The sequence below is a fragment of the Aequorivita sp. KMM 9714 genome (genome assembly GCF_011065475.1).
GTDB lineage: Bacteria > Bacteroidota > Bacteroidia > Flavobacteriales > Flavobacteriaceae > Aequorivita > Aequorivita sinensis.
Window position 1 is genome coordinate 58,914 of the sequence record NZ_JAAGRO010000007.1, and the last position, 15,467, is coordinate 74,380.

The window sequence follows — 15,467 nt, forward strand, 5'->3', positions numbered from 1 at the left end:
AAAATATGAAACTTGAATTAATCCCCCATATAAAACACCTCAATTCTAACAACTTTTTCCTACTTGCAGGACCTTGTGCTATTGAAGGTGAAGAGATGGCAATGCAGATTGCCGAAAAAATTGTAAAAATTACCGACAAGCTTGAAATCCCTTTCATCTTTAAGGGAAGTTTTAAAAAAGCAAACCGAAGTAGGATTGATAGCTTCACAGGAATTGGCGACGAAAAAGCATTGAAGATTCTTAAAAAAGTATCTGACACTTTTAATGTACCAACAGTTACCGATATTCACGAAGTAAGTGATGCAGCAATGGCTGCGGAATATGTTGATGTATTGCAAATCCCTGCATTTTTGGTTCGTCAAACAGATTTAGTTGTGGCCGCTGCTAATACAGGAAAAGTTGTGAATTTGAAGAAAGGACAATTTATGAGTCCTGAAAGCATGAAGCACGCGGTTACTAAAGTTACAGATTCTAATAATGAGCAAGTACTTATTACCGACCGCGGAACGATGTTTGGCTATCAGGATATGATTGTGGACTTTAGAGGAATTCCTACTATGAAACAATACGCGCCAGTAGTTTTAGATGTAACTCACAGTTTACAACAACCAAATCAATCGGCTGGAGTTACAGGTGGACGCCCAGAAATGATTTCTACAATCGCAAAGGCTGGAATTGCAACTGGCGTAGATGGAATATTTATTGAAACCCACTTCGACCCTGCAAATGCAAAAAGCGATGGTGCCAATATGTTAAATCTAAATTTGCTTGAAAAATTACTATCAGATCTTGTAGCGATTAGAAAAACAATTAACCAACTATAACTGTAATTTCTATTTAAGAATAAGGATTAGCTGTAGAAGCTTTACATAATATATAAATAAAATAAAGTGCCCTACCATCTCCTCAAATTGGTAGGGCACTTTTGGCTAAAAATCTTTATAAAAAAGACTCTTACATTTTATATCCTATTCTAAGTAACAATTAAGCTATAAGAATTTAGATATGATACTTAATAACTCCCCAATTAAATAAGTATTCAAATATCAGTTTAATTACACATACAAAACAAGAGGTAAATCCCCCTAAATTCACAATTAAACCCTGATTTTCAATATTTTAACGAATAATTACACAGAAAGATGCCTGTTTTACTCGGTAGGTATAAACAAGAAGAAAGATATTTGTTCGATTCACTCGAATATTATTTTTCCTGACCTACTTTCATTGAGCAACAAAACATTCCTTGAAAAATCAAACGCGAAGTTTTTAAAATAAAAAAGGCTGTCTATTAAAGACAACCTTTTTTTTAGAATACTACATATTAACTCCCCAATTAATGTCTAGTGATACAAAGGTGCTTCATTTGTAATCATCTTACAAGGGGGAAATCCCCCTATTTTTAAAAAAATGAGAGTTTTTTATACTAAATAAACAAAAAGAAACATAAGCCATTAATCTTAGGAAGCTTAAAACTACGTATTACTTTGTCTAAAACACTTTTAGAGATGTAATTGTTAGAGTAAAATATTTTTTTGGATAGTACCTTTTTCCCTTAAAACCACTGAAAAAGTTTTTTAGCGGTAATAAATATTTTATTTTGCGAAGGATATCTGTTATTAGTTTTATGAATTCTGAAAGGGTCTTTTTTCTAGTTTTACTTCTAAGCTTTTATTCCTTGCATGCTCAAAGTCCACGTTACAAAAAATTTGGAGAACCCACTAGTCATGATTTTGCAATAAATAAATATAATCCTGAACCTGATTCTCCAGGTGTGATTTTATATGAATCGGGAAACTATTACGCTAAGTCTGTTGGAATTGGCATTTATCTTGTTAAAGAAGTTTATAGAAAGATTAAAGTTTTAAATGCTAAAAAGTTTAATTATACAGATGTAACTATTTCTTATTATGAAGGAAATGGCAGGTATAAAGAAGAAGTATTAGAATATGAAGCTATAACTCACAATGGCACCGACCAAAGCCATGTTCCCGAAAGTGCATTCTTTACTGTAGAGGAGTCTAATACTAGAAAATCATTAAAATTCACCTTTCCAAATGTTCAAGATGGAAGTATTTTAGAATACAAATACACAAAATTAACTCCGTTTTTTTATGACTTAGATGGGTGGGAGTTTCAACATGAACTACCTACAATTTATAGTTTGTTTCAAACAGTAATGCCTGTCAATTTTAAGTATAACCGTATATTATATGGTGATCAGCAATTAGTAATTAACAACACGGCCCTCAAAGAGAATGGTTTTAAGCTTCCAAATGATAAGAGAGTTGATTCTGAAGTTCACTTATTCTCAATGGAGAATGTTCCCTCTTTTAGCGAAGAAGAATATATGCTTGGAAAAAAAAATTACGTTTCAAGAATAGTTTACGAACCAGTATCATTTAAGAGTTTTAATGTTGAATGGAAAAAACAAGTTTTTACCCGAAACTGGAATGATATAGATAAGCTATTTAAAGAGGACGAGGATTTTGGTGATCAACTTGTTCAAAAAAACTATTTTAGAAGAAAATTACCAAAAGATATTTTAAATATTGAAAACGAACTAGAACGGGCTAAAGCTGTATATAGTTTTATTCAAAATGAATACACTTGGAATGGACAGTACTTTAACTATAATGTAAACGTAAAAGAAGCTTTCAAAGATAAATTAGGAAGTGTATCTGCTATAAATTTATCTTTAGTTAATGCTCTCGAAGCCGCAGGTCTTAAAGCTAAACCTGTGTTATTGTCTACACGTAAAAATGGCTTACCCACAAAAGTTTATCCGATACTTTCAAATTTTAACTATGTAATATCGGTACTAATGATAAACGATGAGTTTATATTATTAGACGCTACCAATAAGCAAGCACCTTTCGGTATAATTCCATTTCGCGCTCTGAACATTGACGGTCGGGTAATGGACTTTAACAAAGGTAGTTATTGGATGCCTATAAAACCTTATAATAAAAACGTTCTTTTTGCACATTCAAAAATTTCGGCCGAGAGGAACGGACATTTTAAAGGAGTAGTAAATCAGGCTAATTATGGCTATATAGGATTTGAAAAACGAAATGCAATTGAAGAAGTAACTCTTCAACAATACATAAAAAATCAAGAAAATAAAAGAGCTGGGATTGAGGTTGAAAACTTTCAAATAGAGGAGCTTAATAATATTGAGAAACCACTTAAAGAGAACTATGAGGTAACTGTTGAACCTGAAATAGTAGGCGACAAAGTAATACTTCATCCTTTTTTCAATAAAACCTATATTTCTAAAAACCCATTTAATTTGGATAAGCGAAATTATCCTATAGACTTTGGATTTCCATTTACCAATACCTATCTGGTTTCTATAGATTTAGGTGAAGAATATCAGGTAGAACACCTCCCTTCTAGTAGAAGCATAAAACTTCAAGGTGACGATGGCGAATGTTCTGTAGCCTATATAGCTGATGACAACAAGGTGAATATTCGTTTTAATATGAAATTAAATTCATATCGTTATGCTCCCGAAGCTTACCCAGCCCTCAAAGAATTTTTTGGCACTATGGTTACCATGCTGAAAGATGAACCCATAATTTTAAAAAAAATATAACCCAACCATTCCTTATAATACCAATATGCCTTACTTCAAACACAGTATCCTAATTTTATTTTTATTTGTTTTCACTTTTACATTTTCACAAACACGAAAAACTGCGGTATTTGGCGAACCTACTTCCGAAGACTTCGAAATTAACTCGTACGATCAAGATCCTGAAGCAGCTGGAGTTGTTCTTTTTGAAAGCGCTAAGAATTATGTAGAACTAGTGGATAATCAGGTGAAACTAATTAAAGAGGTTCACGTAAAAACAAAAGTGTTTGACATTAGTAAATTCGATCAAGCGACAGTAAGAATACCATTTTACAATAAAAAGAATAACAGTGAGAAGGTCACTAAGATTACCGCGATAACCCATAATGGTGCTGTAAAGACATTTGTAAGTGATAAGGATATTTTTACTACAGATGAAACCCCTAAATGGTCGATAAAAAAATTCACTTTCCCAAACATACAGAACGGTAGTATTTTAGAATATACCTACCGAGTAGAATCTACTTACTTTTCAAATATTCGAGGTTGGAAATTTCAAGGACCACTTCCAAAATTATATGTAGAACTGTATACCGACATTCCTGGTAATTTTAAATACAATAGAACGCTTTACGGAAATCTACCTTTATATATTAATGACGCAATTAAATCTAAAGCCTGCTTCTCTATTGAAGGCTTTGATGTTCACGCCGATTGTGAAAAAGCGACTTACGCTATGATAAATGTACCAGCCGTAAAAGAGGAAAAGTTTATGCTTTCTCCCGACAACTATTTAGCTAGTATGAAATATGAGCTTATTGAATTTGTAGAGTTTAACCGAACTGTTCACCGATATACCAATGAATGGAAAGATGTAGATAAACATTTTCAATATGATAAAGATTACGGACGACAACTTAAGCATTCCAAATTTTTCCAAAACGAACTTCCTTCTTCGCTATTTTCAAAGCAGGATAAGGTGGAAAAGGCAAAAGATATCTACTACTACATTCAAGATAATATGAATTGGAATGGGCGATATGGATATTCGGAAGAAGTGCGCGTTAAAGATGCTTTTAATGAGAAATCTGGAAACAGTCATGAGATTAATTTCGCTCTATACAATGCACTTGATGCAGCAGGTCTGAATGTAAACACAATGCTTATTTCTACACGAGATTACGCCCTCCCTACAAAGCAATACCCTGTAATTGCCGATTTTATTTATGCAATTGTAGTCTTAGAAATTCAAGGTAACAAGTACTTTCTAGACGCGACAGACAAATTCACACCCTTTGGCGTCTTACCCTTCCGCGCTCTTAGCACAGAAGGACGTTTAATGGACTTTAACAAAGGTAGTTATTGGGAAAAAATCATTCCTTTTAACAAAAACCTGCATTATGTAAATATGCAACTTACTGCAGACGAATCTGGATTATTCACCGGAAAAGCAAGTCAAGTTTCTACAGGTTATGTATCGGTTGTAGAGCGAAAAGAATACAACGATTACAGAAAAGATATAATCGACAGAAAGAAACAAAGTAGAAATGAAAGCTTGGAGATTTCAGATCTTAAAATTGAAAATGAAAAAGACTTAGACAAGCCGTATAAAGAGACCTTTAATTTAGCGCTTCACGAACAGCCAATAGCAGATAATCTTTTTCTATATCCGTTTTTAATGGAAACATATTTTGGTGAAAATCCTTTTGTGAAAAGAGAAAGAATTTACCCTATAGATTTTGGTTTTCCCGTAATGAACAATTACTTAATAGCTATAGATGTAAACGATCAGTATAAAATTGAAAAAGTTCCTGCCAATAAGATTTTAAAACTTCCCGAAAATGATGGGGAGTTTTCAGTGGTTTATGATGTTTCAGGAAGTAAAATAAATATCAGACTTAGCGTAAAGCTGAACAATCCTAGTTTTGCTCCAGAAGCATATAAATCACTACAAGAATTTTTTACTGAATTAATTAAAGTTCAAAACGAAGAGCCAATTCACTTAAAAAGAATTTAACTTTCAATAGTAATAAACCACTATTGATCCCGATTCTTTTCTTGTATTTTACGAATGATGGCAGTTGCGGTGCGTCTAGGAAGAAAACGTGGAAGCCTAGATAGAAATCTATTAATTCTACCTGGAACTGCGACAACCTTTCCTTTGAGCATTGCTTCATAACCATATTTAGCTACCTCTTTAGGACATCCAATATTGAATTTGATTTTATTATTCGATGCATCAGCACCATTTGAAACTACTTGCTGAAATGATGTTTTGGTTTGACCAGGGCATAAACAAGTAACAGTAACCCCTGAACCCTTTAGCTCATTGGCAATAGCTTCTGAAAAGGAAAGAATATACGCTTTTGAGGCATAATACAAAGACATTAAAGGCCCAGGCTGAAATGCTGCAAGAGAAGACATGTTTAATATTTTACCCTCACCTCTTTCAAGCATCCCTTTTAAAACCAATTTGGTTAAATGGGTTGTAGTCATCACGTGAAGGTTTAGCATATCCATTTCACGCTGCCAATCGGTATTGCTGAAAGTTCCAAATATTCCAAAACCTGCATTATTAATTAAGACGTCTATAGGTTTGCCTTGAGTAGCTTCAAAAATTTGCTCTGCAACATTACTCTTACTCAAATCCTTTACAATAAGTTGAATTTCTGAAGCGTATTGACTTGCGAGATTTTCTTTAGCTTGTTGCAGTTTGTCTGCATCAATATCTGCTAAAATTAAATCATACCCATCCTTTGCTAATAATAAAGCAAGTTCGTATCCCAAGCCAGAAGCAGCTCCTGTTACAATTCCTATTTTTTTATCTCGTTCAATAATCTATTTTTTTTGCAATTATGCAAATGAGTATCTACTCAACACCATTTACATAATCTTTTAGGTACTCAAATTTTGAAGTAAGTTTTCCGTCACTGGTTGTCATTTGCGAACGTTTCAAAACACCATCCTTATCGTTATTAAAAAACGCTGGTATTACGTGTTCAAAAAACATATCCCCAAAACCTTCACTTGCATTTTTAGGTAATTCGCAAGGTAAGTTATCTACAGCCATTACAGCTATAGATCCAGGAGCGCCTAATTTAGTTTCACTTTCGGTTATAGGGTCATATCCATAAAAAGGGTCTGCAATTGTAGAAGCTCGAATTGTACAGGCAACAGGACCATCGATGTCACACGAAACATCAGCGACAAAGTTGATTTTAAATTCAGGGTTTCTAGCATCTTCTCTAGTAAAAAGATATGGAGCATTATTTCCATAGAAGTGTCCAGAAATAAACATATCGCTCACTTTTGCATATTTCATAAAATCACTTTCATAACCTGAAGGATCTTTATAAAATTCTTTTTTATTAAACTCACCCCCATCTTTGCGTTTATTGTATTCAGAAACATCAATCAAACAATATACAGGCTCATCAAATTCTTTAGTAAGGTAATCTCCATCACTTACTTCACGAATTTTTAAATGGTCTAAAACTCTTTTTGCTCCTTTAGTTACTTTACCTGTTCCAGAAAGAACAATTTTTATATTCGGGATGGTAATTTTATCCAATTCTGCTTTTACAGCTTTTAAATCTGGTAGGTTTTCAACTTTAGGTAATGCAAATAAATTATCCCGTAAACCTAAGCCTCTAATACCATTATAAGCACCAACTAGTCCAGCGTAATAACCGAATCCAATTAATCGCTTATTAGATTTATTTACTATAGTTTCATGATCGAACATTTCTATATTTTTCTCCAACATAGCCTTTAGTAGCTTACGATTATAAGGCTGCTTTTTAATAGTATGACTGAAGTAGAAATATTTTTTATTAGGAATTAATGCCTCTACGGGAACTTCCTTTACACCCAGCATTACATCTGCCTCTGACACATCCTCTAGAACTTCAAATCCTGCATTGCGGTAGGCCTCATCAGGAAAAATACGAACATCTGAAGATTCCACGATAATTCGTGCATCGGGAAACTCTTTTATGACTTCTTGACATTTTTCTGGTGAAAAAACTACGCGACGGTCTGGCGGATTCTTACGTTCTTTTATAATAGCAAAGGTTATTGGCATTTTGGTATATTTTTTGAACAAATGAGTATTGGAATTTATAGGAACGCAAATGTAATAGATTTCTTGTATCTTTGCACGTTTGTAAGTAGCTAGATGATAGAGAAAAGGTAGCGTAAACGTTGTTTATTTCTGTTAATTCTCTGAAAACCACTGACAAATAAATGGGGCCGACTGGTTTTGACAGCGGGTCTAATTGTATTGTAAGCATGCCGAGCGCTGGGATATAGCTCGTAAATATCATATTTCACACTTTTTAAACGGCGAGAATAACTACGCCCTAGCTGCATAATCCGAATCATAGTAGGATGTGCCTCGGCCCACAAGGTGGGCAAGCAGGAAGTCACTCAACGGCCTTGGTTTACGGCGGTTGATTTAGTGGCTTCGTAAAAGTAAACCTAGCGATGCTAGTGCTTTGATGGCATCGTGAAGCTCAAGTAAAGATAAGGAGTGCGTTGGTAGTTTTCGACCGGCAATCTCACGAAAATCTAAATGAAAACTAAGCATGTAGAAAGCATTATGGTTGCACGTTTGGACGGGAGTTCGAATCTCCCCGGCTCCACTGATCAATTAGAAAGCCACGCCAATAGGCGTGGTTTTGTTGTTTTATGGAGAAATTGAGCTCGCTCAAAGTTTCGGAATAAAATAACAAAGCAAGGACGCAGTCCGTGGTTTTCTATTTGCAGGACTGGTGCCCATGGAGATCACATTTTTTTTGTAACCTCCCCGGCTCCACTGATCACTTAGAAAGCCACGCCAATAGGCGTGGTTTTGTTGTTTTATGGAGAAATTGAGCTCGCTCAAAATTTCGGAATAAAATAATAAAGCAAGGACGCCGTTCGTGGTTTTCTATTTGCAGGACTGGTGCCCATGGAGATCACATTTTTTATTGTAATCTTTTCGGTTACACAATAAAAAAACTATTAAAATAAAGGTTCTAATGTTTAAGGCAGATACTCTTCAACCAAAAGCTTTACTCCAGTTGTAGCTTTCTCCTGTAGTACTAATAAATTTATACCTTCTTGCACATCAGGCTTTATATCAATATAAACTGTTTGAGCATCTACAGGAACAGACAGTAACAATGATCCCGCTGGTTGCACTACCATTGAAGTACCTACAATTACAAACAAATCTGCCGTTTCAGCTATTGCAATGGCTTTCTCAATTTCAGCAACTTCTTCGCCAAACCATACTATATGTGGTCTTAATTGACCTCCATCGGCTGCCAAATCACCAAGTTGAATATCTTTAGTGTACGAGTAAATAAGGTTTTTATCTTTAATACTTCTACATTTTGTCAGTTCACCATGCAAATGCAAAACATTTGTAGAGCCAGCTCTCTCGTGTAGGTTGTCTACATTTTGTGTAATAACAGACACTTCATACCTATCTTCCAATTCAGCAATTAATTTGTGCGCTAAGTTTGGTTGAGCTATTTCAACCTCCCTTCTTCTTTCATTATAAAAATCCAATACAAGCTGTGGATTTTTGTTAAACCCATCTATAGACGCAACTTCTTCAAGCTTATGGTTAGACCAGAGTCCGTTATTGTCTCTAAATGTGGGAATGCCACTTTCTTTACTAATCCCTGCACCGGTAAAAAATACTATGTGATGTTTGTGCTTCATAAATTTGGTTTTCTATATGGTTATTACTTTTTGTCCATCTAATTTTATCTTCTTAGCAAACGAGAATGATTTACCATCGTAAATAGCACTATAATCTAAATCCCTTTTTAATAGCTCATCCTGAAGTAGCATTATATCGCTTTGCATTTCAATGCTGAAATGCGTTCGCCCAACGTACGTATTAAACAATTCGATAAGACCAAATTCGTCAAGTTCAATCAGTTTCTTCATATATTTTAATCTAGACTCTGGAATAGCCCCATGTTTCATTTTGATATTTCTTAATACAGATTGCTCTGCCTTCTGTACACCTATTTCTTTCCATACATTAAATTTAACGATTGGAAAATCAATCTCTCGAACCTCCTTCTCAACCTTTTCCTTATACCAGACGAAGTTCCCATCAGCATTAATTAAACTGCCTAACCAAGGAATATTTTTACAAGTAGGGTGAGGCTGATTAAGGTGAGGTGTATATGTATCTCCAGCACCATGTATTAACTCTTCATCAGCAAATACATAATCCCGTTTATTTACAAAACCCAAAGGGCGAAGCCGATTTTCAACAATTTGTATAAGGTTGTAAGGTGGAGAGACCATCTCAGCTACAATTAATAGTTTCCCATTAGTCTGTCCATTTAAATCAAACTTTGTCATAAAATCTTTCAATGTTCCAAACTTCTTATTGACCGACGCTACATTTATTATTAGACTTGAAAAGACGATGGGCATCTGGTCGTTATCTAGAAACTCTTGCCTGTTTTCCAATGTATTATTATTATTTCTCATAAATTCAAGTTTATTCCATCAAACTAATTTCATCACATTTAAATGCCCCATACTTTTTATAATACTGGCTTTCTCTATTCCACAATACAATATACTTAGCACGAGTTTGAATTCTAAAAGAACCTTTACTCGAAATCAAACTAAATCCTTTTCCAGAGAATTTAAATTCTTCATCAAAATACCAAATCTCATAGGGTGATACATTGGTGAAATCTAATAAAGCCACGACATTCTCAGCCGGTAAGCATAACAAATAAGGAAATCTATCTTGTGTAATGATTTCTGATACATCAATGAAATCTTTTTCTATAGAAGAAACAATCACACCAATTTGTTGTGAGGTTTTCGAATTGCTTAATTTAACTTTAGTGGAATTCATATTCTTAATTAATTATAAGTTGTGGAGATGTTAGTTGATGAATACTTTTTTATTGTAATACCCTTTTCATAGATTATATAATTGAAAAGTATTTATAAACTTCTTGTTTAGGGTAGGCGATTTGATTAGTATATCGCAATCTAAATTGCTTTAAAACATCTCGTATATTTTAAGTCTGCTATAAGTTGTTTAAACTTTCCTACATCCGTAAATGATAAACGTTCGAATTGTTCCTCCTTATTCCTTTGAAAAAGAAACCACCCATTTCTGGTATATCTTCAATTAAATCAAAAGCGAGACAGTCTTTAGGAAGATTTTCGAAGATTAAAGTGAACGAGAAAATTGTCCCAGGCTTAACAAAACACCAGTTAGGATATACTGCGATATTTTCACTAAATAGCATTTTAGACTTCCTTGCAGTCTGATGGCATTTTAAGTAAGTGTTATTCCAAATTCGCAATCTTTGAACATCACGATATGGACCTAAATCGATATGAATAATTACCTGAGATTCAGTATCAGTTTGGGTAGCTGATTGATCCTTTAATTCTTTAGCGATTTGAATTTTTGGGTCTTTTATTTCTAGGCTTAAATTTGGAATTTCAAAGCCTTCATTAATGCTTAAGGTAATGTCTTTTAATTCAATCAGGGGCTTTTTAAATCGCTTGATAATAGCTAAATCTAAAGCTATTATATGTAAAGCTTGTAAATGTACGCCCTCAATATTTGCTGTAAGCGCACTTTTGTAACTGTCTATGAGTTCTTCATCAGACAAGTTTTCAAAAACTTCTAAGAAGTTTGAGATATGCAGTTCTCTCTCTCTTCTGCTTGATAAAAGATGTTCCATAATAGATTTAATTAAAAAATTAAACCATTACAAAAAAACAAATGAAATGTGTAGGATAACATATTTTTCCTGGACCGGCTCATCGTTTTAGCACCTTCGCCTGTTTAGGCAGGTTGCTGTTTCAATTAAGAAACTCGTAATGATACTGCATAAATACAATTTATTTTTAAATAATACAAGAATAAATTATGATTTTCGCAATAGACAGTGAAACTTTTTTTTAATAAATCCTTGAGGTTCAGCCGTTGTAACCAATTAAAACAAACCCAGCAAATGGAAAACCGGTGTAACAATAAAACAAATTCAACGACTTATAATGTATGATGGATATAAACAAGGCTTCTGAATTACTAAAATCGCTACTATCTCAAACGGACAAAAAATCTGAAAAAAAAGTTTATCACTGTTTTATTCATACCTTATCATCATTGAAAAATAGAGATTTAACTGAAACCCAATCTCAGTTAATAGAAGACAAACTCTCTTCATTGAATCTAAATACAGTCACGGAAAACAGAAAAAAATTCTACAAACAAAAACTATCTGAGTTTATAGCATTTCTAAAAAATGAATTCTCATTCACAACAGCGAAATACTACACTGAAATCTGGATGGTTTATGGGATGATATTTGGAACAGGAATTGGTATTTCTATAGGCACAGCAATTGGCGCTGGTCTAGGAACAAGCATTGGATTGTCTATTGGAGCTGGAGTTGGAATGGTACTTGGAATGATAATAGGCGCAAGAAAAGATGCTGAAGCTAAAAGGCAAGGAAAAGTAATTTAATAGTGTCTCTTGCAAATCCTATTGAGTATCTAAGAAAGTAACACAAACAACTCCAAATAGAGTTAAGAAGTGATTAGCAAAACGTATTCAATAGATATTCCTTTCATCAACTTATTCCTAAGCCAATAACCGATTTCTCTAATAATCACCGAGTCGATATATTAGAAATAAACAAAATTTTTATGACGGCAGATTTTCCTGAATAAGAAATTGATCTAAAAAATTACTGCTTAGAAGCTTTTCTACTTCCTTCATACATTTCATAACGCACAAGTTTAGACTCTAATTTCCCGTTGAACAACTTAATTTTTCTCGAAGGACGAAGTCCAACAAATTTAAGTGCTTCCATATTTGAAGTGATCATCCAAGCCTGAGTTCCAGGATAGCCACGCTTTAATGTATTCCCGATAGAGCTATAAAACTCCTGAACGTCATTTACAGATATTCTTTCGTCATAAGGCGGATTGAAAACCATATACAACGACTTTTCTCCTTGCTTTTCACTTTCAAAAAAATCTTGTTGTCTTACCTCAATAAAATCTTGAAGATTTGCACTTTTTATATTCTCCTTAGATTTATGAACAGCAACAGGATCAGAATCGAAACCATAAATTTTATGAGGGAAATCACGAACTTTTTTAAGAGCTGCTTCTTCTATTTTCTCATATAAATCTACATCAAAGTCTGGCCAAGTTTCAAAACCAAATTCCTCACGATTTAGATTTGGTGGAATATTACATGCTATCATTGCTGCTTCAGTCAACATAGTTCCACTCCCACACATAGGATCTAAAAAGTCACACTGCCCTTGCCAACCAGATAGCATTAAAATACCTGCAGCTAAAACTTCATTTATTGGGGCTAGAGTACTTTCTACTTTATAACCACGTTTGTGTAATGATTCCCCAGAACTATCTAATGAAATAGTACAGATATTACGATCTATATGTACATTTATTCGTAAGGTAGGGTGGTCTAAATCTACATCTGGCCTAACACCTTCTCTATCTCGAAAACGATCTACAATAGCATCTTTAGTCTTTAAAGCGATATACTGAGAATGTGTAAATACATCTGAAAAAACAGTAGCATTCACTGCTAACGAACCTTTTACGTCCATATAGTTTTCCCATGGCATCTCATAAACTTTTTTATATAAATCTTCTTCTGTGAAAATATTAAAGGCTGTAATTGGCTTCAGAATTTTAATCGCAGTACGGCAGCATAAGTTTGCTTTATACATAAAGCCAGTGTCTCCTTCAAAGGAAACATTTCGGGTCCCTAATTCAATAGAAGACGCTCCTAATTGACGAAGTTCCTGAGCCAGTAGCTCTTCCATCCCGAAAAGGGTCTTAGCTACCATTTTAAAATTCTTTACCATAATATATAATCAGTTTTACTGCAAAAATACAGTATTTTAGCAGTGCGAAACGATAACTATGCAAAAAGAAAAAAACAATTGGTACGCTTCCTGGTTTAACACGCCATATTACCATATTCTCTATAAAGATAGAGACCACAGAGAAGCGGCGTTGTTTATGAACACGCTTACTAATTATTTAAAATTAAAAAAGAACGACAGTATTCTAGATCTTGCCTGTGGGAAAGGCAGACATTCAAAATATTTATATCGACAAGGATTTAATGTAACAGGAGTAGATCTTTCTGAAGAAAGTATTGCTTATGCTAAACAATACGAAAAACCCAGACTCCATTTTGAAGTCCACGATATGTGTTTACCATATCCAAAAAAGTTTGACGCTGTATTTAATCTTTATACAAGTTTTGGTTATTTTGAAAAAGAAGAAGATAACTTAAGAACAATTAAAGCAATAAAATCTGAATTAAAACCAAATGGATATGGAGTTATAGACTTTTTAAACGTCGATTTAGCTATAAAAAAATTAGTTCCTTCAGAAAAAAAAGAAGTTGGTGGAATCTTATTTGATATTGAAAAATATGTTGAAGATGGTTATATCATAAAAAACATCCGATTTAACGATGAAGGAAATGACTATTATTTTACTGAAAGAGTAAAAGCATTAAGGTTAGAAGACTTTCAAGAGTACTTTGAGAAGGCTGGAGTAACGTTAAAAGCAGTTTTTGGAGATTACAAACTCAATAAATTTGATGAAAACACCTCAGAAAGATTAATCCTGATTTTTAACTAATGAATTATATTTTACTTTTTTTAGCCGTAGTAATAGGTTACATAGTCGCACTTTTCTTAAAGAAAAAGGAAATGCGCAATATGGAAGTTTTTCTAGCTTTTAGCGGTGGATTTCTTTTATCTATAACAGTTTTTGAATTGTTACCACACGTATTTGAAGACCATTCCAAAAGTATTGGAGTATATATAATGCTCGGAATACTCTTGCAAATATTTCTAGAATTCTTCTCTAAAGGAGCAGAACACGGACACATTCATCTACATTCAGAAAACAAACATTTTCCTTGGATACTTTTTATAAGCTTAAGCATACATGCCTTTATGGAAGGTTTTCCTATTTCGGAAGAAAACAATTTACTAACGGCTATTATTATTCATAAGGTGCCTGTAGCCATCATTCTATCTTTCTTTTTTATAACCGCAGGCTATAAAAGAACGACTACATTGTTATTCCTGTTCTTTTTCGCCTTAATGACGCCTCTAGGGAACTATCTCTCGACTCATTACGACTTCTTCCATCAATACGAAACACCAATTACAGCGATTGTAATAGGGATCTTTTTACACGTTTCAACAACCATACTTTTTGAAAGCTCTAAAAACCATAAGTTCAATCTCTCTAAAATGACAGCAGTTATCCTAGCTGTGATCATTGCTTATTTTATATAAGAAGAAAACATTAACACCCTTAAAAAATGCCACTATATATCTGTATAGTGGCTTTTTTATTTTTAAACTAGTGCTTTGAAGTTTAAGAATAATGGCTAAACTATTTTGGTTATGCTGCAATCACGACATGATATAAGTATCCTTCGTGTAACTTCAGTTTAGAACAAATAAGTATTAAACACTTCCAGTAATAATAAGGTTTCAAAAAAAGGAAGTCGGCTTGAGGAGTTTAAAACGGTTCTTGCAGGGTTACTTTGGTAACGCTGCAATCACCACCCACACTGTGGGAGTGTAGGTCGTTCTATTTATAACTTTAGAAAAACAACTTTCAAATAAAAGGAAGAAGAGCAATCTCCTAAAAGATTGAATCGGTAATTTGTTATTTCAGTTTAAGGCAAAAAAAGTTTTGATCACCTCCAGTAATAATAAGGTTTACAAAAAAGGAAGTCGGCTTGAGAATTTAAAAACGGTTCTTGCAGGGTTATACTTTGGTAACGCTGCAATCACCACCCACGCTGTGGGAGTGTAGGTTGTTT

13 protein-coding genes, 1 other RNA gene and 1 riboswitch are annotated in these 15,467 nt (G+C 33.8%); of the genes, 7 read left to right on the top strand and 7 right to left on the bottom strand.

The annotated features are described in order from the left end of the window. The first annotated feature begins 5 nt into the window (after positions 1-5). The 3 genes from kdsA (at position 6) to G3A46_RS13150 (ending at position 5,594) form a co-directional block, all read left to right on the top strand. The gene (gene kdsA / locus G3A46_RS13140; protein ID WP_165150464.1) at positions 6-824 is read left to right on the top strand and encodes a 3-deoxy-8-phosphooctulonate synthase; all 819 of its coding nucleotides are present in this window, start codon (positions 6-8) and stop codon (positions 822-824) included. 854 nt (positions 825-1,678) lie between these two features. Next, positions 1,679-3,598: a DUF3857 domain-containing protein gene (locus G3A46_RS13145; protein WP_165150466.1), complete on the top strand. Its 1,920-nt coding sequence runs from the start codon at positions 1,679-1,681 to the stop codon at positions 3,596-3,598. A 25-nt stretch (positions 3,599-3,623) separates the two neighbouring features. Next, entirely contained in the window at positions 3,624-5,594 is a 1,971-nt protein-coding gene (locus G3A46_RS13150) for a hypothetical protein (RefSeq protein WP_165150468.1), read from the top strand. Positions 5,595-5,614: 20 nt separating this feature from the next. Here G3A46_RS13150 and G3A46_RS13155 read toward each other — a convergent pair whose 3' ends face one another. Beyond that, a complete protein-coding gene (locus G3A46_RS13155; protein ID WP_165150484.1) occupies positions 5,615-6,415 on the bottom strand; it encodes an SDR family oxidoreductase in 801 nt (266 codons plus the stop codon). A 31-nt stretch (positions 6,416-6,446) separates the two neighbouring features. Continuing rightward, positions 6,447-7,655, bottom strand: a complete 1,209-nt coding sequence (locus tag G3A46_RS13160; protein ID WP_165150486.1) for an NAD(P)-dependent oxidoreductase — start codon at positions 7,653-7,655, stop codon at positions 6,447-6,449. 169 nt (positions 7,656-7,824) lie between these two features. Between G3A46_RS13160 and ssrA the strand changes: the two genes are divergently transcribed. After that, positions 7,825-8,223, top strand: a transfer-messenger RNA (tmRNA) gene (ssrA, locus tag G3A46_RS13165). Between the two features lie 379 nt (positions 8,224-8,602). Here ssrA and G3A46_RS13170 read toward each other — a convergent pair. The 4 genes from G3A46_RS13170 to G3A46_RS13185 form a co-directional block, all read right to left on the bottom strand. Continuing rightward, entirely contained in the window at positions 8,603-9,289 is a 687-nt protein-coding gene (locus G3A46_RS13170) for a Sir2 family NAD-dependent protein deacetylase (protein ID WP_165150470.1), read from the bottom strand. A 12-nt stretch (positions 9,290-9,301) separates the two neighbouring features. Then, positions 9,302-10,021 carry a hypothetical protein gene (locus G3A46_RS13175; protein ID WP_165150472.1) on the bottom strand — a complete coding sequence of 240 codons (720 nt, stop codon included), beginning with the start codon at positions 10,019-10,021 and terminating at the stop codon, positions 9,302-9,304. Between the two features lie 67 nt (positions 10,022-10,088). Continuing rightward, a complete protein-coding gene (locus G3A46_RS13180) occupies positions 10,089-10,457 on the bottom strand; it encodes a hypothetical protein (protein WP_165150474.1) in 369 nt (122 codons plus the stop codon). Between the two features lie 199 nt (positions 10,458-10,656). Continuing rightward, entirely contained in the window at positions 10,657-11,304 is a 648-nt protein-coding gene (locus G3A46_RS13185; RefSeq protein ID WP_165150476.1) for a hypothetical protein, read from the bottom strand. Between the two features lie 52 nt (positions 11,305-11,356). Further along, a riboswitch (SAM-I-IV-variant riboswitch) is annotated at positions 11,357-11,452 on the bottom strand. 172 nt (positions 11,453-11,624) lie between these two features. Here G3A46_RS13185 and G3A46_RS13190 point away from each other — a divergent pair. Beyond that, a complete protein-coding gene (locus G3A46_RS13190; RefSeq protein WP_206736021.1) occupies positions 11,625-12,092 on the top strand; it encodes a glycine zipper family protein in 468 nt (155 codons plus the stop codon). Positions 12,093-12,315: 223 nt separating this feature from the next. Here G3A46_RS13190 and G3A46_RS13195 read toward each other — a convergent pair whose 3' ends face one another. Continuing rightward, positions 12,316-13,473 (bottom strand): THUMP domain-containing protein, encoded by a 1,158-nt coding sequence (locus G3A46_RS13195; protein ID WP_165150478.1) that lies wholly within the window; start codon positions 13,471-13,473, stop codon positions 12,316-12,318. A gap of 58 nt (positions 13,474-13,531) precedes the next feature. Between G3A46_RS13195 and G3A46_RS13200 the strand changes: the two genes are divergently transcribed. Both G3A46_RS13200 and G3A46_RS13205 read left to right on the top strand, forming a co-directional pair. Then, complete coding sequence (locus G3A46_RS13200) at positions 13,532-14,263, top strand: class I SAM-dependent methyltransferase (protein ID WP_165150480.1); 732 nt, start codon at positions 13,532-13,534, stop codon at positions 14,261-14,263. Beyond that, positions 14,263-14,931 (top strand): ZIP family metal transporter, encoded by a 669-nt coding sequence (locus G3A46_RS13205; RefSeq protein WP_165150482.1) that lies wholly within the window; start codon positions 14,263-14,265, stop codon positions 14,929-14,931. Before G3A46_RS13200 ends, G3A46_RS13205 begins: the two co-directional genes overlap by 1 nt. Positions 14,932-15,467: the final 536 nt, after the last annotated feature.

Excerpts from the sequence above, each read along its gene's own strand:
- kdsA (WP_165150464.1), top strand. The coding sequence starts at position 6 with ATGAAACTTGAATTAATCCCCCATATAAAACACCTCAATTCTAACAAC.
- G3A46_RS13150 (WP_165150468.1), top strand. The coding sequence starts at position 3,624 with ATGCCTTACTTCAAACACAGTATCCTAATTTTATTTTTATTTGTTTTC.
- G3A46_RS13170 (WP_165150470.1), bottom strand. The coding sequence starts at position 9,289 with ATGAAGCACAAACATCACATAGTATTTTTTACCGGTGCAGGGATTAGT.
- G3A46_RS13175 (WP_165150472.1), bottom strand. The coding sequence starts at position 10,021 with ATGCCCATCGTCTTTTCAAGTCTAATAATAAATGTAGCGTCGGTCAAT.
- G3A46_RS13180 (WP_165150474.1), bottom strand. The coding sequence starts at position 10,457 with ATGAATTCCACTAAAGTTAAATTAAGCAATTCGAAAACCTCACAACAA.
- G3A46_RS13185 (WP_165150476.1), bottom strand. The coding sequence starts at position 11,304 with ATGGAACATCTTTTATCAAGCAGAAGAGAGAGAGAACTGCATATCTCA.
- G3A46_RS13190 (WP_206736021.1), top strand. The coding sequence starts at position 11,625 with ATGATGGATATAAACAAGGCTTCTGAATTACTAAAATCGCTACTATCT.
- G3A46_RS13195 (WP_165150478.1), bottom strand. The coding sequence starts at position 13,473 with ATGGTAAAGAATTTTAAAATGGTAGCTAAGACCCTTTTCGGGATGGAA.
- G3A46_RS13200 (WP_165150480.1), top strand. The coding sequence starts at position 13,532 with ATGCAAAAAGAAAAAAACAATTGGTACGCTTCCTGGTTTAACACGCCA.
- G3A46_RS13205 (WP_165150482.1), top strand. The coding sequence starts at position 14,263 with ATGAATTATATTTTACTTTTTTTAGCCGTAGTAATAGGTTACATAGTC.